A 23,050-nucleotide genomic window follows, 5' to 3' on the forward strand; every position below is an offset into this window, starting at 1 on the left:
AGCGTGCGCTGGCGCAACTCCGACGTGCGCCGCGACGTCGGCATGGACTTGCAGGAGAACCGCCTGATCATCAACTACCCGCTGTCGATCCTGTAACGCCCGACGCGCCAGCGCGTCCGCTTGTCTCCATGTGTTTACGGCACTTTGCGCCCGTCCTTGCGACGGGCTTTTTTGGCCTGCAGATCCAACGGTTTGCCGCTGGCCCCTACTCCCCCTCAGCGCAGCTGGCCCACCACCTGCGCCAGCACCGTCAACACGTCCCGCCCCAGCTGCTTCGAGCGCGCGCCGTTCCAGCCGGTGCGTGGCTGCGGGTTGTCGTCGTGGTCCTTGAACGGCATCTCGATGGTGAACGACAGGCAGTCGAAGGCCTGGCCCACGGCGTTGCACGCCAGGGTCAGGTTGGCCTGGCCGGGTTCGTCGCGCGGGTAGCCGAAACGGGTCTGGAACTCGGCGCCTATGCCCACCAGGCGCCGGCGGAAGTCCTCCTCCAGCGCGGCCAGGCGCGGCGTGTAACCGGGGTTGCCCTCGCAGCCGGCGGTGAACACGTGGGGAATTTCCTCGTCGCCGTGGATATCCAGGAACAGGTCGACGCCGATGCGCTGCATCTGTTGCAGCACGAACAGCACTTCCGGGCTGCGCTCGGCGCTGGCCGACTGCCAGGCGCGGTTGAGGTCCTGCCCCGCATGGTTGGTGCGCAGGTGGCCGCGAAAGGCGCCGTCGGGGTTCATGTTCGGCACCAGGTACAGCTCGGCCTGGGCCAGCAGCGCATTCAACTCGGCATCCTGCGGATCCTGCAGGCGCTCGATCAGCCCTTCCATGAACCACTCGGCCATGTGCTCGCCGGGGTGCTGCTGGGCGATGATCCACAGCTTGCGCGGCGTCTGCGCCTGGCGCGCGATGCGCAGCAGCTGGATATCGCGCCCTTCCAGGCTCTTGCCGCAGGCCAGCAGCTCGGCGCCGGCCTGGCTCAGCGCCTGCTCGATCAGCGCATCGTGGCGCGCCCGGCTATAGGGCTCGAAATAGGCGAACCAGGCCTGCGCGCGCTCGGCCTGCAGCTCGAAGTGCAACTGGCCGTCCGCGAAGCGGGTGGGCACGCGAAACCAGTCTTGCCGGTCGTAGCTGGCCACGGCCTGGTAGCCGTCCCAGGCATTGTTGTAGGCCGACTGTCCGGCATTGGTCAGGCTGAAGGCGTGGCGCTGACCCGGCTGCAGGCCGTCCACCTGAAAGTGAAACCACTGGAAATGATGACTGTTGAGGTCCGGGCGCATGGCCAGCAGCACCCGCTGCGGGTCGCTGGCGTCGATGACCTGGATGTTGCCACTGTCGAAATCCGCGCTGATCTTCATGAATGCCTCGTGAGCCGAAATCAGCCGTCAGGATTGCAGCTCGCCGCGCCGCTGTGAAGGCAGACAGGTCGCTCCTGGCGAACTAAGGTTGGCAAGGTCGGCCTAACGGCCTGAGCCGACTCAACCAGAGAATCCTGCCATGCCCAGCCCCATCCTCCTGCGCCACAGCCTCACCGCCCTGCTCGCCCTGACGCTGCTGGCCGGCTGCGCCGCCCGCGAGCCCAGCCCGGCGAGCCCGCCGGCGCAGCTACAACCCCAGCAACAGACGCCGCAGGACCCACTGCGCGATCTGCGCCAACAGGCCCAGCGCGGCGATCTGGAGAGCCAGTTCCAGCTCGGCAGCAGCTACTTCGTCGGCCAACCGGAGAAGAACCTCAAGCAGGCCGAATACTGGTGGAAGCAGGCCGCCGACAAGGGCCACGCCATGGCCGCGGTGAGCCTGGCCTACCTCTACACCGGGCGCGACGCACCGGAATTCGCCAACCAGCAGGGCATGCTCAAGTACCTCAACCAGTCGGCCGCCGCCGGCAACCCCATGGCCCAGCACATCCTCGGCAACCTCTACCGCCGCGGCGAAGGCGGCGTGCCGCGCGACCCGGACCAGGCGCGGCGCCTGTACCAGAGCGCCTGCCAGCAGCGCTACGAAGCCTCCTGCGCGGCGCTGGGCCAGCAGTAAGCGGGCCGTCAGGCGTCACAGATCACCTCGACGCTGTAGCCGTCCGGGTCGAGCACGCAGGCGGCGTAGCAGCCGGATTCGGCGCGCAGTCCGGGTCGGCCGTCGTCCTCGCCGCCGGCCTGCAGCGCCGCGGCATGGAAAGCCCGCACCGCCTCGCGGTTGCCTGCCCGCAGGCGAAAAGGCGGGCACGCCTCGCCTACGGCGCGCCCCGGTACGGCGCTGAGCAGGTAGAGCAAGGCCGGCTCGTCGTCCCGCGGGCCGAAGCCGGCAGCCAGCCCCGCACCGTGCTCGCCCTCGTGTTTCAGCTCGTAGCCCAGGGGCGCCAGGGCCGCCCGATACCAGGCACGGCTGCGGCGGAAGTTGGCCACGGTGATGCACGGACGATCGATCAGCGAATCCTCGAACACCTCTCAGGCCGCCTCCAGACGTTCGCGCACTTGCTGCAGCTCGACATGACCGAGAAAGCCGCCGCTGTGGGCCGTTTCGCCGCGCTCGATGGCGCGGGCGAAGCACGCCGCCGGATCGGCGGCGAGCCGGGCCAGGTGACGGGCCAGATGCGGATGCTCCCGCTGCAGATCGAACAGCTGGTGGTAGTCGACCCAGCGGCCGATGCCGGCGAGGTAGGCGTCCGCCAGGCTGCGCCGTTCGCCCAGCAGCCAGTCGCGCTCGCTCAGCAGCCGCTCGAGGTAGCGACAACCCGCCGCCACCTGCTCGGCCCCCAGGCTGCGCAACAGCGCGCGTTGCGACTCGTCCAGCTCGGTCTTCTCGTAGGCCAGCCACAAGGGGCTGAAGGCGGCGAAGAAATCGCTCACCAGGTAGGCCAGCATCTGGTTGAGCGCATCGAACTCGGCGCTGCCCTGGCGCGGCGCCAGCGGCGAGCCCTCTGCCCGCGCCGCCAGGTGCAGCAGAATCGCCAGGCTCTCGCTCAGCGACTCGCCGCTTTCCAGCAATAGCGTGGGTGTCTGGTACAGCGGGTTGAGCCGCTCGAACAGCGGGTCCCAGGGTTGCTCGAGCATCTCCACGCGACACAGCCGGTATGGCTGGCCGAGCCACTCGAGGGCGACGATGGCACCGAACGAACAACCTTGCGGCACGCCGTAGAACAGTATCGGTTGCATGAGAAGAACTCCTTGTCTGCCAGCGGTCGACGCGCCCTTCGCGTCACCTGCTGCCAGGCTAAGGGCGAATTAGGCTATATTCGGCCCTAATAAAATCGTTCCCCTGATGTTTATCCCGACGCCCCGCGCGCCCCCGGAGTCCGTCCCCCGTGAACAGTCCCACCACCCGCGTGCTGGCCCTGCTGGAACTGCTGCAGAGCCACGGCCAGCTCAGCGGCCGCGAACTGGCCGAACGCCTGGAAGTGGACGGGCGCACCCTGCGCCGCTATATCCGCCACCTGGAAGACCTGGGCATTCCGCTGACCAGCGAGCGCGGCCGCTACGGTGGCTACCGCCTGGTGGCCGGCTTCAAGCTGCCGCCCCTGATGTTCAACCTCGAGGAAGCCCAGGCCGTGGCCCTGGGCCTCCTGGCCACGACCAAGCTCGGCCTGGCCGAGACCGCGGCGGCGGTGGCCAGCGCCCAGGCCAAGCTGGAACGGGTGATGCCGGCCAAGCTGCAGCAGCGGGTGCGCGCCCTGAGCCAGAGCGCCACCCTGGATCTGCCGCGCAGCCGCGGCACCGGCGATCAGCTGCTGCTGGCCGAACTCGCCGCCGCCGCCCAGGAGCGTCAGCGCGTGCGCCTGGTTTATTGCAGCGAACAGGGCCAGTGCAGCGAGCGCGAGGTCGATCCCTACGGCCTGGTGTTCCGTCAGGGTCTCTGGTACCTGAGCGGCTACTGCCACCTGCGCCAGGCGCTGCGCTCGTTCCGCCTGGAGCGCCTGCGCGAGGTACGGACGCTGGACAGCCGCTTCGAGCGCCCGCACGACTTCGACGCCGCCACACACCTCAATGCCAGCATCGCCAACCTGCCGCGTGCCTACCCGGTGCGCATCCTGCTGCACACCGACCTGGCCGGCGCCGTCGCCGAACTCGGCGTCAACGCCGGCCTGCTGACGCCCGAGGGCGACGGCGTGCGCCTGAGCACCAGCACCGACAGCCCGACCTGGTTCGCCCGCCTGCTGCTGCGCCTGTCCTTCGATTTCCACATCGAACAGCCGGCGCAGCTGCGTGAAGCCCTGCGGCAGCAGGCGCAGCGCATGTTGCGCCTGGCCGCAGGCTAGTTCGCACGATTTCGCCAGCACTGCTTGCAGGCCTCGCCAACAGCGACGCAGCGACTAGGCTTCTGCCTGCCACGACACAACGAAAGGAGGCACGCCATGTCACAGGCAGAAGCGAATATCCTCGTCATCTGGGGCCGTCATTGGTTCGCCAACATGTGGGTCGGCAACCAGCAGGACAAACGCGACGAACTCATCGCCCACGTCAACAGCGAGCTGGGCGGCCTGGGCTTCAAGCTGGGGCGCGGCTGGCAGAACTACGATCCGGTGATTCGCCGCGCCGGTAGCCGCCCCAGCAGCTATGCACAAATCGCCGCCTGGGCGGCGCGGCAACCGAACCAGGGCCGCGCCGTCGCCCAGCAATTTCTCGACTGGGCGACCGGCGATGCCGTCGGGTTGATGCACCTACCGGTGGAGTTGCAGGACCTGGCCATCATCACCCACCTGGCCGAGGTCGGACGTGGCTACGTGTCGGCCCTGGAAGGATCGCTCTATCCGCTGATGCAGGACATCGCCAACGGCCAGCGCAACTGGAGCGACTACCGGGACTACGCGCCCGCGCTCAAGTACGCCGAAGACAGCGCCATGGACTGGGCGTCCTGACCGGCGTCAGGGCTGCAGATCGAACAGCGCCTTGCCGCTTTCCATGTCGCTGGGCGCGGAGAAGTGCTCGTGGAAGATCAGCCAGCGCCCGCCCTGGCGACGCAGGCACTGGGTCACGCGCATCCAGCAGGTCTGCAGCTCGCCCTTTTCATTGGTACCACCGCAGTGCAGCAGGTAGTGGGTCACGCCGAGATCGCCGGCGGCGGTGAAGGTCGGCTCGTGCGGTTCGAACATCCCCGGGCCGCTGCACATCTCCATGCAGGCCTGCCAGTGCGCCTGGTACGTCGGGCGCCCCTGGAAACGCAGCGGGCCGATGGCATCGTAGGCCACCACGTCTTCGGCGTAGTGGCTCATGATGCGCGCCACGTCCTTGCTGCGGCAGGCTTCGGTCCAGCCGTTCAGGGCATCTTGCAGTTCGTGCTGACTCATGTCGAATCTCCTTGTTGATATTCAGGCCTTGTGGCCACAACAGTCGTGGGCGGGCGCCGCCTGTTCGTACTCGTCGTGCAGGCGCGTCCAGTTGAGTCCCTTGCCGTCCAGGTCGGGCATGCCGTCCCAGCCCTCGCCGCGGCCGAAGGGGGTGAGGTCGAGGTAGTGGAAGCTGCTCATCAGCATTTCCAGGCCACGCGCATAGCAGGAATAGGTGTGGAACACCTGCTCGCCGTCGCGCAGGAACACGCTGACGCCGGGCTGTTCGCCCTGCAGGTGGTAGTCCAGACCCAGGCGCTGCAGCTCGGCCTGGTCGCGGTAGTTGTACTGCACCGGGGCCACCCTCTCGTCGCAGGTGGCCTGGTAGTCGTAGTTGAAACGGCTGCCGTAGGAGCTGTACCAGGGCAGCGTCCAGCCCATGCGCCGCTTGAAGGCGTCGAGATCGGCCAGCGGCGCGCGCGAGACCAGCACCAGGGTGGTGTCGCGCGCGTGCAGGTGGGACTGATGGCCGATGTTGTCGACCAGGCAGGAGCAGCCGTCGCAGCCCTCGCCGCGATCCATGTGGTACATGAAGTGGTAGACGATCAATTGGCTGCGCCCCTCGAACAGGTCGAGCAGACGCACCTCGCCCTGCGGGCCCTGGAAGCGGTAATCCTCCTCCACCGCCACCATGGGCAGGGCGCGGCGCGCGCGGTTGAGCGCATCGCGCTGGTGGGTCAGGGCCTTCTCCTGCTCCAGCAGCGCCTTGCGGGCGGCCAGCCACTGCTCGCGCGTGGCGACCTCGGGAATATAGCTGCGGTCCATAGCGGTTCTCCTGCCGATGGCGGCTCAGTGCCGGCCGGCCTGCAACTGCGCCGGCTGGACGTCCAGTTCGCGCACCGGGCGCACCTCCACGCAGCCGACACGGGCGGCGGGGATGTGCCCGGCGAGCTGGATCGCCTCGTTGAGGTCGCGCGCCTCCACCAGATAGAAGCCGGCCAGCTGCTCCTTGGTTTCGGCGAAGGGGCCGTCGGTGATCGCCAGCTTGCCGCCGCGCATACGCACGGTGGTGGCGCTCCGCACCGACTGCAGCGCCTCGGCGGCGAGCATGCGCCCGCTCTCCTGCACGGCGTTGGCGTAGGCGAGGCACTCGCTGTCATGCGGGCTGTCGGGGGAGCTGTGCAGCTCCTGTTCGTTGGCGTAGACGAGGCAGAGGTATTTCATGACGCGCTCCAGTTCCTTGGCGGGTGGGTACTGGATAGTCGAACGCGCCGGGGACGTTTCGACATTGGTCGGAAAAACTTCGTCGGAGCCGACGAACGGTAATAGGCTTGCGCAAAAACTGCGTCACAGCGATAAGCGGCCCATCCGCCAACGGACGCCTATTAACCGTCACCCTGCGCTCAACCCAGTCATTCGCCGCGCAGCCACAACGCCCGCCGCTGCGCGATCAGCCGTAGCGGTTCGCTCGCCCCCTGCTCCACCACGCCGCGGGCACTGCCCAGGCGAATCCGCCCCTCGGCATCCTGCGCCAGCAGACGGCGCATGCGCCGACGCCAGCACCAGGCGCCGATCCAGTCGGCGATGGCGTTCTGCAGATCCAGCGGCCACATGGCCGGCATATAGAACTCGGGCATGGCTGGACGCGACTTGTCGCACTCGTTCGAACCTTTCATGGCCTTTCCTCCTGTTCAGTGCCGGCTTCTGGCCGGGCTTGCGAGCAGGATGAAACGCGCCTATCGTTCAAACAAACGACAAATATCAAACCATTAGTTAATTATTATTTAACGGTCATGAACACGGCAGCCCCCATCTCCCTGCCGCTGCTGGAAAGCGATGTGCTGCGCACCTTCGTCGCCATCGCCGACAGCGGCAGCTTCACCCGAACTGCGGCGCAGGTGTTTCGCAGCACGGCGGCCGTCAGCCTGCAGATCAAACGCCTGGAGGAAAGCCTCGGCCAGCGCCTGTTCGTCCGCGAGGCCAGGCGCGTGCGCCTGACCGCCGAGGGTGAGCTGCTGCTGGGTTACGCCAGGCGCCTGCTCAGGCTCAACGAGGAGGCGGTGGCGCAGTTTCTCCAGCCGGCGCTGAGCGGCCGGGTCTGCCTGGGCATCCCGAACGATCTGAGCACCCGCGTGCTGCCTGGCGTGCTGACCAGCTTCGCCCGCAGCCATCCGGCCGTGCAGGTGGACGTCTGCGTGGGACGCAGCGTGGATCTGGTGGCCAAACTGGAGCTGGGCGAACTCGACCTGTGCCTGATCGAGACCGGCAATCAGGGCCTGGACGATACGCTCGGCGTGGTGGTCCATACCGAGCCGCTGGTCTGGGCAGGTCGCGACGGCGGCCTGGCGGTACAGCGCTCGCCGCTGCCGCTGGCCCTGGCCAATCCCGGCTGCGCCTGGCGCCGTGCGGCGCTGGACGCCCTCGACCGGATTGGCCTGGACTATCGCGTGGCGTACTCCTGCGATCAAAGTGCGGGGCTGGAAGCGGCGATGATCGCCGATCTGGCGATAGCCCCCTTCCCCCGCGGCCTGATCCGGCCGCCGCTACGTCGTTTGGGCGAGGAGCACGGCCTGCCGCCGCTGGACGACTACCAGATCAGGCTACTGCGCGGCACTCAGGCCAACGACGCGATCGAGGCACTCGCCACGCAGGTGATCCAGGCGTTTGCGCAGAGCTGAACGGCACGCATCGGATACGGGGCGGTGCGCATGGCCTGGGCGGCGCCGCGACGCCCTGCAGCGGCTAACCGCGATTGGCCGCCGCGACGATCAGCGCCTTCATCTCCGCCACCGCCTGCTTGAAGCCGACGAACAGCGCGTGGGCGACGATGGCATGGCCGATGTTCAGCTCGTTGATCCCGACAATCGCCGCCACCGCCTCGGCGTTGTGGTAGTGCAGGCCATGCCCGGCGTTGACGATCAGGCCATGCTGCAGGCCGCAGGCGACGCCGTCGCGGATACGCGCCAGTTCGCGGGCGGCTCCCTCGGGGGTGTGGGCATCGGCGTAGCGCCCGGTGTGCAGTTCGATGGCCGGCGCACCGACGCGCCGGGAAGCCTCGATCTGCCGCGCCTCGGCGTCGATGAACAGCGACACCTCGCAGCCGGCGCGGGAAAGCCGCTCGACCGCGGCGGCGATGCGCGCCTCCTGGCCGGCCACGTCGAGGCCGCCTTCGGTGGTCAGCTCCTGGCGGGTTTCCGGCACCAGGCAGACATGCGCCGGGCGGATCTGCTCGGCGAAGTCGAGCATGAAGTCGGTGACGCCCATCTCGAAGTTCATCCGCGTCTGCAGCACCTCGGCGAGGATTCGCACGTCGCGATCCTGGATATGCCGGCGATCCTCGCGCAGGTGCACGGTGATGCCGTCGGCGCCGGCCTCCTCGGCATCCAGCGCGGCTTTCACCGGATCGGGGTAGCGGGTGCCACGGGCCTGGCGCAGGGTGGCGACGTGATCGATGTTCACGCCTAGCAGGATTCGGTTGGCGTCAGTCACGCTTGGGCTCCTTGAGCGTCATGAAGAGTTCGCGGCTGACCAGCGGTCGGCCGCCCAGATGGGGTGCCAGCGCCTGACGCATCAGGCGCTTGGCCGCGGCCAGGGCGCCGGGGGCGCTCCAGTCGGCCTCGGCCATGGCCAGCAGGTCGCGACCGTGGAACACCCCGGGCTGCAATTGCGCCACCGGCACCAGGCCGGCGTCCAGCTGCCAGCGGTACAGGCCGTCGGGCGCGACCGGCGCGCCCTGCTGGTCGCGATCCAGGGCGAAACCATAGCCCAACTCGTCCAGCAGGCGCCATTCGAAGGCGCGCAGCAAGGGCTCCAGCGGCCGGCCCTGGGCCAGGGCGGCAAGGGTCAGGGCATAGTGTTCGAGCATCCGCGGGTGCGGGTCTTCGGCCGGCAGCAGGCGGATCAGCAGTTCGTTGAGGTAGAGCCCGGAGAACAGCGCCTCGCCGCTCAGCAGCAGCGGAATCCCGGCGCTTTCCAGACGCCCGACCGTCTTCAGCTCGCCACGCCCGCGCAGTTCCAGCTCCAACGGGGCGAACGGCCGGGCGATGCTGCCGGCCTTGCCGCGCGCGGCGCGCAGCACGGCACGCAGGCGCCCTTGGGGGGTGAAGAAATCCACCAGGGCGCTGCTTTCCTTGTACGGACGGCTATGCAGGACGTAGGCGGCGTGGCTCATCGGCGTGGCTGCCTGGGTACTCTATGACGGGCACCAAAGGTGCGCACGGCGCGGTCTACTCCAGGTAGCCCAGCGAGCGCAGCGCGCGCTCGTCGTCGGACCAGCCACCCTTGACCTTGACCCAGAGGTTGAGCATGACCTTGGAGTCGAACAGCACCTCCATGTCCTTGCGCGCCTCCTGGCCGATGCGTTTGATGCGCTCGCCCTTGTCGCCGATGATGATCTTCTTCTGCCCGTCGCGCTCCACCAGGATCAGCGCATGGATATGCAGAATGCGCCCTTCCTGCTTGAACTCCTCGATCTCCACGGTGATCTGGTAGGGCAGTTCGGCGCCGAGCTGACGCATGATCTTCTCGCGCACCAGTTCGGCGGCGAGGAAACGGCTGGAGCGGTCGGTGATCTGGTCTTCCGGGAAGAAGTGCTCGCCTTCCGGCAGGCGCTCGGCCACCAGCTGCTCCAGAGTGTCGAGGTTGCTGCCCTGCTGCGCCGAGATCGGCACCACTTCGGCGTTCGGCAGCTGCTGCTGCAGCCATTGCAGGTGCGGGATCAGCTCGGCCTTTTCCTCGAGGCGGTCGACCTTGTTCACCGCCAGGATCACCGGCCCCTGCACGTACTGCACGCGCTCGAGCACCATCTGGTCTTCGTCGGTCCAGCGTGCGCGGTCGACCACGAAGATCACCACGTCGACGTCCTTGAGCGCCGAGGCCGCGGTCTTGTTCATGTAGCGGTTGAGCGCCTTGTCGCTGTTCTTGTGCAGGCCGGGGGTGTCGACGTAGACCGCCTGGATCTCGCCCTCGGTCTTGATCCCGAGCATGTTGTGGCGCGTGGTCTGCGGCTTGCGCGAGGTGATCGCCAGCTTCTGCCCGAGGATATGGTTGAGCAGCGTCGATTTGCCCACGTTGGGGCGACCGACGATGGCGACATAGCCGCAGCGGCTCACAGGTGCATCAGTCATTGCCGTTCTCCACCCCGAGGGCGATCAGTGCCGCAGCCGCGGCGACCTGCTCGGCGATACGCCGGCTGCCGCCCTGGCCCAGGGTCTTTTCATTGAGCAGGGCCACCTGGCACTCGACCATGAAGGTACGGCAGTGCGGCTCGCCCTGAATGTCCACCACCTCGTAACGGGGCAGTTCGCAGGCGCGCGATTGCAGAAACTCCTGCAGGCGCGTCTTCGGGTCCTTGTTGGTGTCGACCAGCGTCAGGCCATCCAGCTCGCCGGTCAACCAGTCCAGCACTCGCTCGCGCGCCGCCTCCATGCCGGCATCCAGGTAGATGGCGCCGATCAGCGCCTCCAGGGCATCGGCGAGGATCGACTCGCGGCGGAAACCGCCGCTTTTCAGCTCGCCCGAGCCCAGGCGCAGGTACTCGCCCAGCTCGAAGCCGCGCGCCAGCACGGCCAGGGTCTCGCCCTTGACCAGGCGCGCGCGCAGGCGCGACAACTGGCCCTCGCGCGCCTGCGGGAAGCGCTCGAACAGCGCCTCGCCGGCGACGAAGTTGAGGATGGCATCACCGAGGAATTCCAGGCGTTCGTTGTTGCGCCCGGCGAAACTGCGATGGGTCAGGGCCAGAACCATCAGGTCCTGGTCCTTGAAGCTGTAACCGAGCTTGCGCTCTAGGCGGGACAGGTTGGAACTCACGGCATGCGTACACGAAATTCTTTGTCGAAGGTCGCCACCAGATCGAGGTTCTCGATCAGCGGCTCGCGTTTCTCATACTTCAGGTGGACCAGGAACTCGTTGTTCTCCACCTTGACCTTGACCACCTCGCGCAGCTTCAGGTCGCGGATGTTGTTGACCTGCATGCCCTTGCTGACATGGTTGTAGAAATCGCCGACGGTGCGCACTTCCTGCGCCTTGTCGGTTTCCACCGAGGTGATGATCTTTTCCATCGACATGTAGTCGAGGTAGTGCGGCATCATCTTGAACGCCGTGCTGGCGAAGAACGCCACCACGGCCAGTACCATCAGCCAGCCCAGGATGGACAGGCCCTGCTGCGAACGCGCGAAAGTCATGTGTATCCCCAATAGACGGTCTTGTTTAAAGCCTTGCGGCAAGACTATTTATAGCCTGCGGCGCTGCCGAAAGCAGCGCGCCAGTGCTCAATGAATCAGGCCGACACGGGAGAAATTGGGCAGGTTGCTGGTCTTGGGCTCCGGCCAGCTCATCCAGATGGCGAAGGCCTTGCCGACGATATGATCGTCCGGGACCATGCCCCACAGCGCCTGCGGGATCTTGCGGTCGCGCCAGTAGCGGCTGTCGTTGGAGTTGTCGCGGTTGTCGCCCATCATGAAGTAGTGCCCTTGCGGCACCACCCACTCGCCGCCGGGTTCGCGGCGCATGCGGCTCATTTCCTTGCGGATGGTGTGCTGCACCTGGCCCAGGCGCTCCTGATAGAGCATCGCGCTGCCCAGGCTGCCGGCTTCTTCGCCGAGCAGTTTCTCCGCGACCGGCTCGCCATTGATCAGCAGACGCTTGCCCTGGGTGTACTGGATGCGGTCGCCGGGCAGGCCGACCACGCGCTTGATGTAGTTGATGGTCGGGTCGCTGGGATAGCGGAACACCATGACGTCGCCGCGCAGCGGGTTGTCCACCTCGATCACCTTGGTGTCGAGTACCGGCAGGCGGATGCCGTAGGCGAACTTGTTGACCAGGATGAAATCGCCCACTTCCAGGGTCGGTTTCATCGAGCCGGAGGGAATCTGGAACGGCTCGACCAGGAAGGAGCGCAGCACCAGGACGATGGCCAGCACCGGGAAGAACGACTTGCCGTACTCGACCAGCAAGGGCTCCTTGCTCAACCGCTCCAGCACGCGCTCGTCGGGCTCGTCGACGCGCCCCTGATAGGCGGCGATGGCCGAGCGCCGGCGCGGCGCCAGCAGAACCAGGTCGACCAGAGCCAGAAAGCCGCAAACGGCGACCGCGATAACCAACAGGAGCGGAAAATTGATCGACATAGAGCCTTAGCTATCCAACCTGAGCACGGCAAGGAAGGCTTCCTGTGGAATTTCCACGTTACCGACCTGCTTCATGCGTTTCTTACCAGCCTTCTGTTTCTCCAGCAGCTTTTTCTTACGGCTGACGTCGCCGCCGTAACACTTGGCCAGTACGTTCTTTCTGAGCGCCTTGACCGTGGTCCGCGCGATGATCTGGCCGCCAATGGCGGCCTGGATAGCCACGTCGAACATCTGCCGCGGGATCAGTTCCTTCATTTTCTCGGTCAGTGCACGGCCCTTGTAGGCCGCGTTGTCGCGATGCACGATCAAGGCCAGGGCATCGACCTTGTCGCCGTTGATCAGCACGTCCAGCTTGACCAGGTTGGCCGACTGGTAGCGATCGAAATGATAGTCCAGCGAAGCATAGCCGCGGCTGGTCGACTTGAGCTTGTCGAAGAAGTCCAGCACCACCTCGTTCATCGGCAGGTCGTAACGAACCTGAACCTGAGAACCGAGGAACTGCATGTCGCGCTGCACGCCGCGCTTCTCGATGCACAGGGTGATGACGTTGCCCAGGTGCTCCTGCGGCACCAGGATGGTCGCGGTGACGATCGGCTCACGGAAGTCGGCGACGGCCGAGACATCCGGCAGCTTGGACGGGTTGTCGACGGTGATGGTTTCGCCGGTCTTGAGCTCGAGCTCGTAGATCACGCTCGGCGCGGTAGTGATCAGGTCCAGGTCGTATTCGCGCTCCAGGCGCTCCTGGATGATCTCCATGTGCAGCATGCCGAGGAAGCCGCAACGGAAGCCGAAGCCCAGCGCATCGGAGCTTTCCGGCGCGTATTGCAGCGACGAGTCGTTGAGGGTCAGCTTCTGCAGGGCATCGCGGAAGTCCTCGAAGTCGTCGGAGCTGACCGGGAACAGGCCGGCGTAGACCTGCGGCTGGATTCTCTTGAAGCCTGGCAGAACCTCGACCTCGGGGGTCGAAGACAGGGTCAGGGTGTCGCCCACCGGCGCACCATGAATGTCCTTGATGCTGGCGATGATGAAGCCCACTTCACCGGCTTTCAGATCGGCAGTGGCGGTGTGTTTCGGGGTGAAGACGCCGACGCTGTCGACCAGGTGCACCTTGCCGGTGGACTTGACCAGGATCTTGTCACCTTTCTTGACGCGGCCCTGACGCACGCGCACCAGCGAGACCACGCCCAGGTAGTTGTCGAACCAGGAGTCGATGATCAGCGCCTGCAGCGGCGCTTCGATATCCCCGGTCGGCGCCGGAATGGTCTGCACCAGGCGCTCGAGCACCTCGTCCACGCCCATGCCGCTCTTCGCGCTGCAGGCCACGGCGTCGGTGGCGTCGATGCCGATGATCTTCTCGATCTCGTCCTTGACGCGATCCGGGTCGGCCTGGGGCAGGTCCATCTTGTTCAGCACCGGCATGACCTCGAGGCCCTGCTCGATGGCGGTGTAGCAGTTGGCCACCGACTGCGCCTCGACACCCTGACCGGCATCGACCACCAGCAGCGCGCCCTCACAGGCCGCCAGGGAGCGGCTGACCTCATAGGTGAAGTCGACGTGACCGGGGGTATCGATGAAGTTCAGCTGGTAGGTCTTACCGTCCCGCGCCTTGTAGTGAAGGGTAACGCTGTGGGCCTTGATGGTGATGCCGCGCTCACGCTCCAGATCCATGGAGTCCAGGACCTGAGCCTCCATTTCACGTGCAGCGAGGCCGCCGCACATCTGGATGAAACGGTCAGCCAAGGTGGACTTGCCGTGATCGATGTGGGCAATGATGGAAAAATTGCGGATATGACTCAGGTCACTCACGGATCAACACTCGAAGAAGGCACAGGCAAGACGCTTGCCGAAAATAGCCGCGGATTGTACCCGATCCCTCGCGACCGCGTCACGTGCACACCGCGCTGGTGCAGATACGCAGAAGGGCGCCCGAAAGCGCCCTTCTTCAGCGTTGCCCGGATTACTCAGCCAGCTTGAAGGTGATAAAGCTGGCACGCCCCTGGCGCAGCACGCGCATCGACACCGAACGGTTCTTCGGCAGCTCCTGCGCGACCTTGGCGAAGGTGGCGGTGGAGTCGATGGCCTGGTTGTTCAGGTGGGTGATCACGTCGCCCGGACGCAGGCCGATCATCGCCGCCGGGCCGTTGAGCACCTCCTTGACCACCACTCCCCCCTTGAGGTCGAGACCCTTCTTCTGCTCGGCGGTCAGCTCCACCACGCTAACGCCCAGGCGGTTGTTGCTGCGTTCGCCGCCCGGCGTGCCGGCGGCCGCCAGCTCCTGCCCCTCTTCCGGCAGGGTGCCGATGGTGAGCCTGAGCTTCTTGCGCGAGCCTTCGCGCACCACGTCCATCTCGGCCTTCTCGCCCGGCTTGAGGCCGCCGACCAGATGCGGCAGGTCGGCCGACATGACGATGGGCTTGCCGTTGAGGCTGAGGATCACGTCGCCGACCTGCAACCCGCCCTTGTCCGCCGGGCCGTCCTCCAGCACCTGAGCGACCAGCGCGCCGGCCGGTTTGTCCAGGCCGAAGGATTCGGCCAGGTCCTTGTTCACTTCCTGAATCACCACGCCGAGCCAGCCGCGGGTGACCTTGCCGTCCGCCTTGAGCTGGTCGGCCACCTGCAGCGCCACTTCCATGGGAATGGCGAAGGACAGCCCCATGAAGCCGCCGGAGCGGGTGAAGATCTGCGAATTGATGCCGACCACTTCGCCCTGCAGGTTGAACAGCGGACCGCCGGAGTTGCCGGGGTTGATCGCTACGTCGGTCTGGATGAACGGCACGTAGCTGTCGCTCGGCAGGTTGCGGCCCTTGGCGCTGACGATGCCGGCGGTCACCGAGTGGTCGAAGCCGAAGGGCGAGCCAATGGCCAGCACCCACTCGCCGACCTTGAGTTCGTCGGACTTGCCCAGGCGCACGGTGGGCAGATTCTCGCCCTCGACCTTGAGCAGGGCCACGTCGCTGCGCGGGTCGGCGCCGATCAGTTTGGCCTCCAGCTCACTGCGGTCGGACAGGCGCACGATGATCTCATCGGCATCGGCGACCACATGGTTGTTGGTCAGCACATACCCATCGGCGGAGATGATGAAGCCCGAGCCGAGCGACTGCGCCTCGCGCTGGCGACCGCCGCCGGGGCCGCGCGGTACTTGGGGAATGTTGCGTTCGAAGAACTCGCGAAACATCGGCGGCAGGCCTTCCAGGTCGGGCATGCCCGGCTGAATGCCGGCCACCCGCTCCGGCATCTTCTGCCGGGTACTGATATTGACCACCGCCGGCGAGGCCTCCTCCACCAGTTCGGTGAAGTCGGGCAGGCTGGCCTGGGCCAGCAGACTCTGCCCCCAGAGCAGGGCAACCGCCAACAGCGGCGCAACGGATCTGAGCTTTCTCATCGACTACGACTCCCCATATGGAACGCAAACACTCTCAACTCGCCGCCGGCCCACCGGTCAGCAGCGCACGCAGGACAACGGGTTGCAAGGTCGGATCGTCGGCGACGCGCGACGCGCGCCAGCGCACCAGCAGCCAGGTGGCGAACAGACCGGCAAGAGCGCCGAGGATGACCCAGGGCTCGCTCAGGCCGAGGCCGTCGGCCAGCAGGGCGGCGCCCAACAGGCCGAGCAGCGGCAACAGATAGACCAGCAGCGAGCTGCGCACCAACAGGTCTTCGCGCACGCCGATCACCACAGCGTCACCCACCGCGAGCTGCAACTGACAGAGGGCGCGCACATAGCCACGCTGGCGGCCGACGCCGAGACGCTCCATCAACCCTTGGCCGCAGGCGGCATTGGCCGAACAGCTGGAACAGGTGCTCTTGCGCAGTGTCTCGACCCAGACCGCGCCGGGCTCGACCGCCACCACGCGCCCCTGTTCTTCGATCATTGACTGACCTGTTCGGAGGCCCCGGCACGCATGGACAGGGCGATACGTTCGGCGGTGCCCAGGGGGATCTCGCCGACCACGGTGACCATCACGTCGCCGGCCTCGGTAGCCATGCGCCGCGACACCGCGACGGTAGGGCCGAGCTGGCTGCGTGCATCTTCCACCACCGCCCCCTGCAGGGGCTCGAGAAAGACCGAGAAACGCGCCAGGCCGTCGCCGTACATCAGGCAGGCGACCGCCTCGTCGGAGGCAGGACTGCGCCGCAGTTGAGCGGCGTTGAGGGTGAAACCGGGGGGCAACCAGTCCGAACGCCAGCTGCCTTCGACCACCTGATCGACCGAACGCAAGCGTACCGGACGGCAGCGCGAACTGGGTTGCAGCGCGCCTGCTTCGGGGGCCGCGGCCTGCAGCTGGGTGAACTGGAAGCGCTCCAGCAACTGACCCTTTTCGTTGAGCAGCAGGGATTTCAGCGGCAGACCGGTTTCCTGGTCCAGGTGCAATTCGAAGCCGTAGCGATGCTGATCCTTGGGTGCCAACACCAACACCACGGCATTGCGTCCGGCGATGCGCGACTGGCCGGCGACGCGGATGTCGTACCAGTTGCCCAGTTGCTCGGCGTCCAGATGGCGCGCCGGCCAGGCCTGGGCGTCGCCGACCTGGTCGGCCAGCGCGCCGCTGACGCATTGGGTCTGGCCGTCGACCTTGAGCACTTCCTGGGCCGGGCCGTCGAGCTGCAGCAGACGTTCGCGGATCGAACCGCCCTCCTCTACCCGATGCCACACGCTGTGGGTGGAGAAACTGCCGTTGCGCTCGTAAACGAAGGTGCCCTGAAAGCTCTGCCCACGCTCGGCTTCGGCGAGGCGCTTGAGCCAATCTTGTGCATCAGCGGCATGAGCCGGCAACGCCAGCCAGCCGCTGAGAAGAAAGAGAGGGATCGCGCGCATGTGACTCCTTAGCGGTTTTCCAGGCTGGCGGCTCGCGCATAGGGCAATGCGGTCTCACCGGCACTCATCGCCGCCTGCTGCGTGTGCTGGCGCAGGTAGGTCGGCAGGCGCTGCTCATGCCAGCCGGCGGTGCCGGGCTTGGCGGCTTCGCTCGACGCCTCGCCGCTGCTGTAACCGGCCAGCAGCGCCGGCCCTTGCACCTGCGGCACAGACAGCGTCGGTGCAGCGTCCTGCTGGGCCAACTGGCTGCCACTCAGTTCGTCCTGGTTGTACAGGCGCACGCCGGCGAGCACTGCAACGGTCACCGAAGCAGCCACCGCGAGACGACCGACACTGCGCCACAGCGGCGCCTTGCGCACCGGCACGACCTCGTCGGCCAGCGCCGCCGAGACCGCCGCGGCGATATCCAGGCGCGGCTCCAGCAATTCCCTGTGCATGGCCGCACGGGCGATCTGGTAACGCGACCAGGTGCCACGCAGCTCGCCATCCTCACTGGCCGCGAGCACACGCCGCAGCTCCAGTTCGTCCGCTTCGTTATCCATCACCGCGGACAGCGATTCCTGCAGGGTTTCACGACTCATGGTGTTCCTCTCTTGGCTGTCGCCGCTGCCTCAGGCTTCCTGCAACAAAGGTTGCAGAGATTTATCAATGGCCTCACGCGCACGGAAGATCCGCGAACGCACGGTACCCACCGGACACTGCATGACGCTGGCAATGTCCTCGTAACTCAGACCCTCGAACTCGCGCAGGGTCAAAGCCGTGCGCAAGTCGTCCGGTAGCTGGGCGATGGTTCGATGCACCGTGGCCTCGATCTCGTCGCGCAGCAGTGCCCGTTCCGGTGACTCGATGTCCTTGAGGGCGTGGTCGCCATCGTAGAACTCCGCGTCATCGCTACTGACATCACTATCTGGCGGCCGCCGACCGCGGGACACCAGATAATTCTTCGCCGTGTTGATGGCGATGCGGTACAGCCAGGTATAGAACGCGCTGTCACCGCGAAAGTTTCCAAGCGCCCGGTACGCCTTGACGAAGGCTTCCTGGGCAACGTCCTGAGCCTCGTGGGTGTCGTGCACGAATCGCACGATCAAACCGAGGATCTTGTGCTGATACTTCAGCACCAACAGATCGAAGGCGCGCTTGTCGCCGCGCTGCACTCGTTCGACCAGTTGCTGATCATCTTCCTGGGTTAGCATGCACTCTCCTCATGATGCTTGGAGGAGGCTTGCGCCCCTGAGCGAATCAGCCTGCCAAGATAGACTCGGGCCTCGCGCAAAAGTTCTCCCCTCCAAGCAAGCTTCCCGCAGAGTCTGTTTTTCCCTCTGCCGGAGCGGCGCCAACGGGACGCATCCCGCTCGCGCGAATAATTTATCGCCACACGTTTTCCCAATTGATCGACGGTTTGACCGAAGATCGAGCGGGCACGCGCCGGCGCTCTCCCTTATATGGGCGACCCTGTATGGAACCTTAACGACTAAGAAAGTTCCCGAGCACTGCGGTCGGTCATAAGCTGGCTATTGTGCCGCCGACCCTCTCTATATACTAGGGCTCGCATTCCCGCGGAATTCGGACATGAACCAACACTTCCAGCACGACGTTCTGGTCATCGGCAGCGGCGCCGCCGGCCTGACTCTCGCCCTCACCCTGCCCGCCCAGCTGCGCATCGCCGTGCTGAGCAAGGGCAACCTGGCCAATGGCTCGACCTACTGGGCGCAGGGCGGCGTGGCGGCGGTGCTGGACGACACCGACACCGTCGAATCCCACGTCGCCGACACCCTCAATGCCGGCGCCGGCCTGTGCCGTGAAGACGCCGCGCGCTTCACAGTGGAACACAGCCGCGAAGCCATCCAGTGGCTGATCGACCAGGGCGTGCCCTTTACCCGCGACGACCAGACCGCGCGCGAAGACGGCGGCTTCGAATTCCACCTGACCCGCGAGGGCGGCCACAGCCACCGGCGCATCATCCACGCCGCCGACGCCACCGGCGCGGCGATCTTCAACACCCTGCTGGAACGGGCTCGCCAACGGCCCAACATCGAGCTGCTGGAACAGCGCGTGGCGGTCGACCTGATCACCGAGCGCAAGCTCGGCCTGCCTGGCGAACGCTGCCTGGGCGCCTACGTGCTCGATCGCGCGCGCGGCGAGGTGGACACCTTCAGCGCGCGTTTCGTGATTCTCGCCACCGGCGGCGCGGCCAAGGTCTACCTCTACACCAGCAACTCCGACGGCGCCTGCGGCGACGGCATCGCCATGGCCTGGCGCGCCGGCTGCCGGGTGGGCAACCTGGAATTCAACCAGTTCCACCCCACCTGCCTCTACCACCCGCAGGCGAAGAACTTCCTGATCACCGAGGCGCTGCGCGGCGAAGGCGCCCTGCTCCGCCTGCCCAGCGGCGAGCGCTTCATGCCGCGCTTCGACGAACGCGGCGAGCTGGCCCCGCGCGACATAGTCGCGCGCGCCATCGACCACGAGATGAAGCGTCTCGGTATCGACTGCGTCTACCTGGACATCAGCCACAAGCCGGCGGAGTTCATCAAGAATCACTTCCCCACCGTCTACGAACGCTGCCTGGGCTTCGGCATCGACATCACCCAGGAGCCGATCCCGGTGGTGCCGGCGGCGCACTACACCTGCGGCGGCGTGGTGGTCGACCAGCACGGGCGCACCGATGTACCCGGCCTGTACGCCATCGGCGAAACCAGCTTCACCGGCCTGCACGGCGCCAACCGCCTGGCCAGCAACTCGCTGCTGGAATGCTTCGTCTACGCCCGTTCGGCCTGCGCCGATATCGTCAATCAGCTCGACCAGGTGGCGATGCCGGCCGACCTGCCCGGCTGGGACGCCAGCCAGGTCACCGACTCGGACGAGGATGTGATCATCGCGCACAACTGGGACGAGCTGCGGCGCTTCATGTGGGACTACGTCGGCATCGTGCGCACCAACAAGCGCCTGCAGCGCGCCGAGCACCGCGTGCGCCTGCTGCAGGGCGAGATCAACGAGTTCTACAGCAACTACAAGGTCAGCCGCGACCTGATCGAGCTGCGCAACCTGGCGCTGGTCGCCGAACTGATGATCGAGTCGGCGATGCGCCGCCACGAGAGCCGCGGCCTGCACTACACCCTGGATTACCCCGAGCAGTTGGCCGAGGCGCGCGACACTATCCTGACCCCGGCATAGCCCAGCGCCGGCGGCTGAACTTCAGGCGCAGACGCAGGCGCCTGTGCAACTCGCGCGGCAGCGCATCGCGGGGAATGCACAGGCCGCGGCCGAAACGCTCGCCCGGCAGGCGAAAGCGCAGCACCACCGCCAACGGCAAGGCCAGGCTATCGGGGCGCAACTGCACCGGCTGCCAGCCCCGCGCGGCGCTCCACAGCTGCCAGCCGAGGGCGTCGCGACGCAGCCCGCGCAAGGCATGGGGCGAAGTCAGCAGGATATGCCGCGGCAGCACCCAGGCGGCATGCGCCAGGCACAACGCCAGCGCCAGAACCTTGCCCCACAGGGGCACGGCGGCCAGCCAGGGCGCCAGCAGAGCCAGCGCCAAAGCGGCCAGATAGAGCCTCAGCAGCCCGCGCGAGGGCTGCCAATGGCATTCGAACACCTCACTGGGGTTGGACACGGTCCAGGATCATGCGCACCATGCGCTTGAGGTCGGCGTCTTCCGGCTCGCCGCGCTGCATGAACCAGCCGAACATGTCCTGATCCTCGCACTCCAGCAGCTTGCGGTAGCGCGCCCGGTCGTCGGCATCCAGGTTGGGGTAGACCTCCTTGACGAAGGGCACCAGCAGTACGTCCAGCTCCAGCATGCCGCGACGGCTGTGCCAGAACAGGCGGTTGAGTTCGGTTGCGTCGACCATGGAACGGCTCCTTGAAAGAGGCCGGCAGTATAACGGCGAAAAGTCTCGCTGTTGACCCGAAGCGACGACCGCGCCCGCTGACAAGCGCCTATCGCGCCCTCTATGATGACGCCCCTGTCTTTTCTCCAGCGACTCGATTCCCACCATGGCCGATAGCGCGTACTTCACCCTCCTCGACCACGAAGGCCTGCTCGCCGTGCGCGGCGCGGATGCCGGCAAGTTTCTCCAGGGCCAGCTGACCTGCAACCTCGACTACCTGTCCGCCACCCAGTCCAGCCTGGGCGCCCGCTGCACGCCCAAGGGGCGCATGCTGTCGAGCTTTCGCATCGTCCCGGTGGACGGCGGCTACCTGCTGGCCATGGCGCGCGAGCTGGTCGCGGCGCAACTGGCCGACCTGCAGAAGTACGCGGTGTTCTCCAAATCCAAACTGAGCGACGAAAGCCCCGCCTGGGTGCGCTTCGGCCTGGCCGGCGGCGACGCCCTGCTGGCCGAGCTGGGCCTGGAGCTGGGCGCCGAGCGCGATGCCATGGCCAGCGCCGGCGAGCTGCTAGCCGTGCGCCTCGGCGACGGCCGCGCCGAGCTCTGGGCGCCGGCCGCTGCCGCCGAAGGCCTGCACAGCCGACTGGCCGCCGCGCTGCCGCAGGCGCCGCTCAACGACTGGCTGCTGGCCCAGGTGCGCGCCGGCGTCGGCCAGGTGTTCGGCGCCAGCCGCGAGCTGTTCATTCCGCAGATGCTCAACCTGCAGGCCCTCGGCGGCGTCAGCTTCAAGAAGGGCTGCTATACCGGCCAGGAAATCGTCGCGCGCATGCAGTACCTGGGCAAGCTCAAGCGGCGCCTGTACCGCCTGCGCCTGAGCGGCACGGACACCCCGGCCATCGGCGTCGAGCTGTTCTCGCCGGTGCACGGCTCCAGCGTCGGCGAAGTGGTGCTGGCCGCCCAGGCGGACGATGCCGTTGAGCTGCTCGCCGTGTTGCAGGAAGATGCCGTCAACGATGGCCGTCTCCATCTCGGCAGCGGCGAAGGCCCGACGCTGACTTTGCTCGATCTGCCTTATCAGCTGGATGCCGACCAGGAAATCCAGCGCTGACTAAACTGCCCTGGCGCCGCATCGGATCGCCTAAGAGAGCCCATTGATGAGCAAGCTTGCCGAAAAAGTCCAACAGGAACTGATCCACGCCATCGAGAACGACGAGCTGGTGCTGCCCACCCTGCCCGAGGTGGCGCTGAAGGTGCGCGAAGCCGCGGAAGATCCGGATATCGGCATCCCGCAGATCAGCAAGGTGATCGGCAACGACGCCGCGCTCACCGCGCGCATCATCAAGGTGGTCAACAGCCCGCTGCTGCGCACCAACAAGGAAATCACCGACCTGCAGATGGCGGTCAGCCGCCTGGGCATCAACTACACCTGCAACCTGGCCACCGGCCTGGCCATGGAGCAGATGTTCCAGGCCACCAGCGACGTGGTCGACCGCAAGATGCGCGAGGTGTGGAACAAGAGCACCGAGATCGCCGGCATCTGCCATGTGCTGTGCCGCCACTACACCCGCCTGATGCCGGACCAGGCCACCCTCGCCGGCCTGGTGCACCAGATCGGCGTGCTGCCGATCCTCACCTACGCCGAGGAACACAACGAACTGCTGGCCGACTCCATCAGCCTCAACCACGTGATCGAACAGATCCACCCGATCATCGGCGACAAGATCCTGCGCACCTGGGAGTTTCCCGAGCCGATCGCCATGGTGCCCAGCCAGTACCTGAACTTCGCCCGCGACTCGGCCAAGGTCGACTACGTCGACATCGTCCAGGTCGCCACCCTGCAGAGCTACCTGGGCAGCGAGCACCCCTACACCCAGCTGGACTGGAGCACGGTGCCGGCCTTCGCCAAGCTCGGCCTCGACCCCAACGTCGACATGCAGGCCGACGAAGACCTCTCCGCCGCCATGGAAGCGGCGATGAGCATGCTGCAATAAAAGCGTCGCGGCGCGGCTGACAATCTGCCTCTAGACTCAAG

The 23,050-nt window shown here is 66.4% G+C and carries 29 protein-coding genes; 8 read left to right on the forward strand and 21 right to left on the reverse strand.

All coding sequences use genetic code 11. The annotated features are described in order from the left end of the window. Positions 1–96 (forward strand): OprD family porin (locus tag EA796_RS23720; RefSeq protein ID WP_147459046.1); only part of this gene is annotated, 96 nt, incomplete at its 5' end. 119 nt (positions 97–215) lie between these two features. Here the strand turns inward: EA796_RS23720 and EA796_RS11015 are convergent. Further along, positions 216–1,346, reverse strand: coding sequence for a M14-type cytosolic carboxypeptidase (locus EA796_RS11015; protein ID WP_122108657.1), 1,131 nt, complete (start codon positions 1,344–1,346; stop codon positions 216–218). Positions 1,347–1,485: 139 nt separating this feature from the next. On the opposite strand from EA796_RS11015, the gene EA796_RS11020 reads away from it, so the two are divergent. Continuing rightward, entirely contained in the window at positions 1,486–2,022 is a 537-nt protein-coding gene (locus EA796_RS11020; RefSeq protein WP_122108658.1) for a tetratricopeptide repeat protein, read from the forward strand. A gap of 8 nt (positions 2,023–2,030) precedes the next feature. Here the strand turns inward: EA796_RS11020 and EA796_RS11025 are convergent, their stop codons facing one another. Further along, positions 2,031–2,429, reverse strand: coding sequence for a VOC family protein (locus EA796_RS11025; RefSeq protein WP_218567631.1), 399 nt, complete (start codon positions 2,427–2,429; stop codon positions 2,031–2,033). Between the two features lie 3 nt (positions 2,430–2,432). Beyond that, positions 2,433–3,140: a glutathione S-transferase family protein gene (locus tag EA796_RS11030; RefSeq protein ID WP_021444839.1), complete on the reverse strand. Its 708-nt coding sequence runs from the start codon at positions 3,138–3,140 to the stop codon at positions 2,433–2,435. A 149-nt stretch (positions 3,141–3,289) separates the two neighbouring features. On the opposite strand from EA796_RS11030, the gene EA796_RS11035 reads away from it, so the two are divergent. Together EA796_RS11035 and EA796_RS11040 are read left to right on the forward strand one after the other, a co-directional pair. Next, entirely contained in the window at positions 3,290–4,240 is a 951-nt protein-coding gene (locus EA796_RS11035) for a YafY family protein (protein WP_021444838.1), read from the forward strand. Positions 4,241–4,336: 96 nt separating this feature from the next. Continuing rightward, positions 4,337–4,840, forward strand: a complete 504-nt coding sequence (locus tag EA796_RS11040) for a hypothetical protein (protein ID WP_021444837.1) — start codon at positions 4,337–4,339, stop codon at positions 4,838–4,840. A 6-nt stretch (positions 4,841–4,846) separates the two neighbouring features. Here the strand turns inward: EA796_RS11040 and EA796_RS11045 are convergent, their stop codons facing one another. The 4 genes from EA796_RS11045 to EA796_RS11060 form a co-directional block, all read right to left on the reverse strand. Beyond that, a complete protein-coding gene (locus tag EA796_RS11045; protein ID WP_021444836.1) occupies positions 4,847–5,269 on the reverse strand; it encodes a nuclear transport factor 2 family protein in 423 nt (140 codons plus the stop codon). Between the two features lie 21 nt (positions 5,270–5,290). Beyond that, positions 5,291–6,073, reverse strand: coding sequence for a DUF899 domain-containing protein (locus tag EA796_RS11050; protein WP_021444835.1), 783 nt, complete (start codon positions 6,071–6,073; stop codon positions 5,291–5,293). Positions 6,074–6,097: 24 nt separating this feature from the next. Further along, positions 6,098–6,472 (reverse strand): YciI family protein, encoded by a 375-nt coding sequence (locus EA796_RS11055; protein ID WP_021444834.1) that lies wholly within the window; start codon positions 6,470–6,472, stop codon positions 6,098–6,100. Positions 6,473–6,660: 188 nt separating this feature from the next. Beyond that, positions 6,661–6,924: a hypothetical protein gene (locus tag EA796_RS11060; protein WP_021444833.1), complete on the reverse strand. Its 264-nt coding sequence runs from the start codon at positions 6,922–6,924 to the stop codon at positions 6,661–6,663. A gap of 117 nt (positions 6,925–7,041) precedes the next feature. Here EA796_RS11060 and EA796_RS11065 point away from each other — a divergent pair, with 117 nt between their 5' ends. Next, positions 7,042–7,926, forward strand: a complete 885-nt coding sequence (locus EA796_RS11065) for a LysR substrate-binding domain-containing protein (RefSeq protein ID WP_021444832.1) — start codon at positions 7,042–7,044, stop codon at positions 7,924–7,926. A gap of 64 nt (positions 7,927–7,990) precedes the next feature. On the opposite strand, the gene pdxJ is transcribed toward EA796_RS11065, so the two are convergent. The 12 genes from pdxJ to rpoE all read right to left on the reverse strand — a co-directional run bounded on the left by pdxJ (position 7,991) and on the right by rpoE (position 18,381). Further along, complete coding sequence (gene pdxJ, locus EA796_RS11070; RefSeq protein WP_122108659.1) at positions 7,991–8,737, reverse strand: pyridoxine 5'-phosphate synthase; 747 nt, start codon at positions 8,735–8,737, stop codon at positions 7,991–7,993. Beyond that, positions 8,730–9,419, reverse strand: a complete 690-nt coding sequence (gene recO, locus EA796_RS11075) for a DNA repair protein RecO (RefSeq protein ID WP_021444830.1) — start codon at positions 9,417–9,419, stop codon at positions 8,730–8,732. The genes pdxJ and recO overlap by 8 nt, the downstream gene beginning before the upstream one ends. A gap of 55 nt (positions 9,420–9,474) precedes the next feature. Continuing rightward, positions 9,475–10,374: a GTPase Era gene (era, locus tag EA796_RS11080; protein WP_031303358.1), complete on the reverse strand. Its 900-nt coding sequence runs from the start codon at positions 10,372–10,374 to the stop codon at positions 9,475–9,477. Then, the gene (gene rnc / locus EA796_RS11085) at positions 10,367–11,056 is read right to left on the reverse strand and encodes a ribonuclease III (protein ID WP_021444828.1); all 690 of its coding nucleotides are present in this window, start codon (positions 11,054–11,056) and stop codon (positions 10,367–10,369) included. The genes era and rnc overlap by 8 nt, the downstream gene beginning before the upstream one ends. Then, positions 11,053–11,430 (reverse strand): DUF4845 domain-containing protein, encoded by a 378-nt coding sequence (locus EA796_RS11090; RefSeq protein WP_122108660.1) that lies wholly within the window; start codon positions 11,428–11,430, stop codon positions 11,053–11,055. The genes rnc and EA796_RS11090 overlap by 4 nt, the downstream gene beginning before the upstream one ends. 87 nt (positions 11,431–11,517) lie before the next feature. Continuing rightward, on the reverse strand, positions 11,518–12,372 hold the full coding sequence (gene lepB, locus EA796_RS11095) for a signal peptidase I (protein WP_122108661.1): 855 nt from the start codon (positions 12,370–12,372) through the stop codon (positions 11,518–11,520). Positions 12,373–12,378: 6 nt separating this feature from the next. After that, complete coding sequence (gene lepA / locus EA796_RS11100; RefSeq protein WP_021444825.1) at positions 12,379–14,178, reverse strand: translation elongation factor 4; 1,800 nt, start codon at positions 14,176–14,178, stop codon at positions 12,379–12,381. Positions 14,179–14,329: 151 nt separating this feature from the next. Then, complete coding sequence (locus EA796_RS11105) at positions 14,330–15,754, reverse strand: DegQ family serine endoprotease (RefSeq protein ID WP_031303356.1); 1,425 nt, start codon at positions 15,752–15,754, stop codon at positions 14,330–14,332. Positions 15,755–15,788: 34 nt separating this feature from the next. Next, positions 15,789–16,244 carry a SoxR reducing system RseC family protein gene (locus tag EA796_RS11110; RefSeq protein WP_122108662.1) on the reverse strand — a complete coding sequence of 152 codons (456 nt, stop codon included), beginning with the start codon at positions 16,242–16,244 and terminating at the stop codon, positions 15,789–15,791. Further along, positions 16,241–17,188, reverse strand: coding sequence for a MucB/RseB C-terminal domain-containing protein (locus tag EA796_RS11115; protein WP_122108663.1), 948 nt, complete (start codon positions 17,186–17,188; stop codon positions 16,241–16,243). Before EA796_RS11115 ends, EA796_RS11110 begins: the two co-directional genes overlap by 4 nt. Before the next feature lie 8 nt (positions 17,189–17,196). Next, positions 17,197–17,769, reverse strand: coding sequence for a sigma-E factor negative regulatory protein (locus tag EA796_RS11120; RefSeq protein ID WP_021444821.1), 573 nt, complete (start codon positions 17,767–17,769; stop codon positions 17,197–17,199). Between the two features lie 30 nt (positions 17,770–17,799). Then, the gene (rpoE, locus tag EA796_RS11125; protein ID WP_003245473.1) at positions 17,800–18,381 is read right to left on the reverse strand and encodes an RNA polymerase sigma factor RpoE; all 582 of its coding nucleotides are present in this window, start codon (positions 18,379–18,381) and stop codon (positions 17,800–17,802) included. A gap of 376 nt (positions 18,382–18,757) precedes the next feature. On the opposite strand from rpoE, the gene nadB reads away from it, so the two are divergent. Continuing rightward, positions 18,758–20,362 (forward strand): L-aspartate oxidase, encoded by a 1,605-nt coding sequence (gene nadB / locus EA796_RS11130; RefSeq protein ID WP_122108664.1) that lies wholly within the window; start codon positions 18,758–18,760, stop codon positions 20,360–20,362. Here the strand turns inward: nadB and EA796_RS11135 are convergent. Together EA796_RS11135 and EA796_RS11140 are read right to left on the reverse strand one after the other, a co-directional pair. Then, positions 20,343–20,801: a protein YgfX gene (locus EA796_RS11135; RefSeq protein ID WP_122108665.1), complete on the reverse strand. Its 459-nt coding sequence runs from the start codon at positions 20,799–20,801 to the stop codon at positions 20,343–20,345. The two genes, nadB and EA796_RS11135, sit on opposite strands and share 20 nt — an antisense overlap. Further along, on the reverse strand, positions 20,785–21,039 hold the full coding sequence (locus EA796_RS11140) for a succinate dehydrogenase assembly factor 2 (RefSeq protein ID WP_021444818.1): 255 nt from the start codon (positions 21,037–21,039) through the stop codon (positions 20,785–20,787). The genes EA796_RS11135 and EA796_RS11140 overlap by 17 nt, the downstream gene beginning before the upstream one ends. 145 nt (positions 21,040–21,184) lie before the next feature. Between EA796_RS11140 and EA796_RS11145 the strand changes: the two genes are divergently transcribed. Continuing rightward, a complete protein-coding gene (locus EA796_RS11145; protein ID WP_122108666.1) occupies positions 21,185–22,126 on the forward strand; it encodes a folate-binding protein YgfZ in 942 nt (313 codons plus the stop codon). A gap of 46 nt (positions 22,127–22,172) precedes the next feature. Further along, positions 22,173–23,009 (forward strand): HDOD domain-containing protein, encoded by an 837-nt coding sequence (locus tag EA796_RS11150; protein WP_122108667.1) that lies wholly within the window; start codon positions 22,173–22,175, stop codon positions 23,007–23,009. Positions 23,010–23,050: the final 41 nt, after the last annotated feature.

The organism is Pseudomonas sp. AOB-7 (genome assembly GCF_003696305.1).
GTDB lineage: Bacteria > Pseudomonadota > Gammaproteobacteria > Pseudomonadales > Pseudomonadaceae > Aquipseudomonas.

What these genes read in the sequence shown, in the direction of transcription:
- rpoE (WP_003245473.1), bottom strand. Translation starts at nt 18,381, where the DNA reads ATGCTAACCCAGGAAGATGATCAGCAACTGGTCGAACGAGTGCAGCGC.
- EA796_RS11050 (WP_021444835.1), bottom strand. Translation starts at nt 6,073, where the DNA reads ATGGACCGCAGCTATATTCCCGAGGTCGCCACGCGCGAGCAGTGGCTG.
- recO (WP_021444830.1), bottom strand. Translation starts at nt 9,419, where the DNA reads ATGAGCCACGCCGCCTACGTCCTGCATAGCCGTCCGTACAAGGAAAGC.
- EA796_RS11120 (WP_021444821.1), bottom strand. Translation starts at nt 17,769, where the DNA reads ATGAGTCGTGAAACCCTGCAGGAATCGCTGTCCGCGGTGATGGATAAC.
- EA796_RS11055 (WP_021444834.1), bottom strand. Translation starts at nt 6,472, where the DNA reads ATGAAATACCTCTGCCTCGTCTACGCCAACGAACAGGAGCTGCACAGC.
- EA796_RS11065 (WP_021444832.1), top strand. Translation starts at nt 7,042, where the DNA reads ATGAACACGGCAGCCCCCATCTCCCTGCCGCTGCTGGAAAGCGATGTG.
- EA796_RS11090 (WP_122108660.1), bottom strand. Translation starts at nt 11,430, where the DNA reads ATGACTTTCGCGCGTTCGCAGCAGGGCCTGTCCATCCTGGGCTGGCTG.
- EA796_RS11105 (WP_031303356.1), bottom strand. Translation starts at nt 15,754, where the DNA reads ATGAGAAAGCTCAGATCCGTTGCGCCGCTGTTGGCGGTTGCCCTGCTC.
- nadB (WP_122108664.1), top strand. Translation starts at nt 18,758, where the DNA reads ATGAACCAACACTTCCAGCACGACGTTCTGGTCATCGGCAGCGGCGCC.
- EA796_RS11145 (WP_122108666.1), top strand. Translation starts at nt 21,185, where the DNA reads ATGGCCGATAGCGCGTACTTCACCCTCCTCGACCACGAAGGCCTGCTC.
- EA796_RS11045 (WP_021444836.1), bottom strand. Translation starts at nt 5,269, where the DNA reads ATGAGTCAGCACGAACTGCAAGATGCCCTGAACGGCTGGACCGAAGCC.
- EA796_RS11040 (WP_021444837.1), top strand. Translation starts at nt 4,337, where the DNA reads ATGTCACAGGCAGAAGCGAATATCCTCGTCATCTGGGGCCGTCATTGG.
- EA796_RS11115 (WP_122108663.1), bottom strand. Translation starts at nt 17,188, where the DNA reads ATGCGCGCGATCCCTCTCTTTCTTCTCAGCGGCTGGCTGGCGTTGCCG.
- EA796_RS11030 (WP_021444839.1), bottom strand. Translation starts at nt 3,140, where the DNA reads ATGCAACCGATACTGTTCTACGGCGTGCCGCAAGGTTGTTCGTTCGGT.
- EA796_RS11060 (WP_021444833.1), bottom strand. Translation starts at nt 6,924, where the DNA reads ATGAAAGGTTCGAACGAGTGCGACAAGTCGCGTCCAGCCATGCCCGAG.
- era (WP_031303358.1), bottom strand. Translation starts at nt 10,374, where the DNA reads ATGACTGATGCACCTGTGAGCCGCTGCGGCTATGTCGCCATCGTCGGT.
- EA796_RS11020 (WP_122108658.1), top strand. Translation starts at nt 1,486, where the DNA reads ATGCCCAGCCCCATCCTCCTGCGCCACAGCCTCACCGCCCTGCTCGCC.
- EA796_RS11110 (WP_122108662.1), bottom strand. Translation starts at nt 16,244, where the DNA reads ATGATCGAAGAACAGGGGCGCGTGGTGGCGGTCGAGCCCGGCGCGGTC.
- lepB (WP_122108661.1), bottom strand. Translation starts at nt 12,372, where the DNA reads ATGTCGATCAATTTTCCGCTCCTGTTGGTTATCGCGGTCGCCGTTTGC.
- EA796_RS11015 (WP_122108657.1), bottom strand. Translation starts at nt 1,346, where the DNA reads ATGAAGATCAGCGCGGATTTCGACAGTGGCAACATCCAGGTCATCGAC.
- EA796_RS11140 (WP_021444818.1), bottom strand. Translation starts at nt 21,039, where the DNA reads ATGGTCGACGCAACCGAACTCAACCGCCTGTTCTGGCACAGCCGTCGC.
- EA796_RS11150 (WP_122108667.1), top strand. Translation starts at nt 22,173, where the DNA reads ATGAGCAAGCTTGCCGAAAAAGTCCAACAGGAACTGATCCACGCCATC.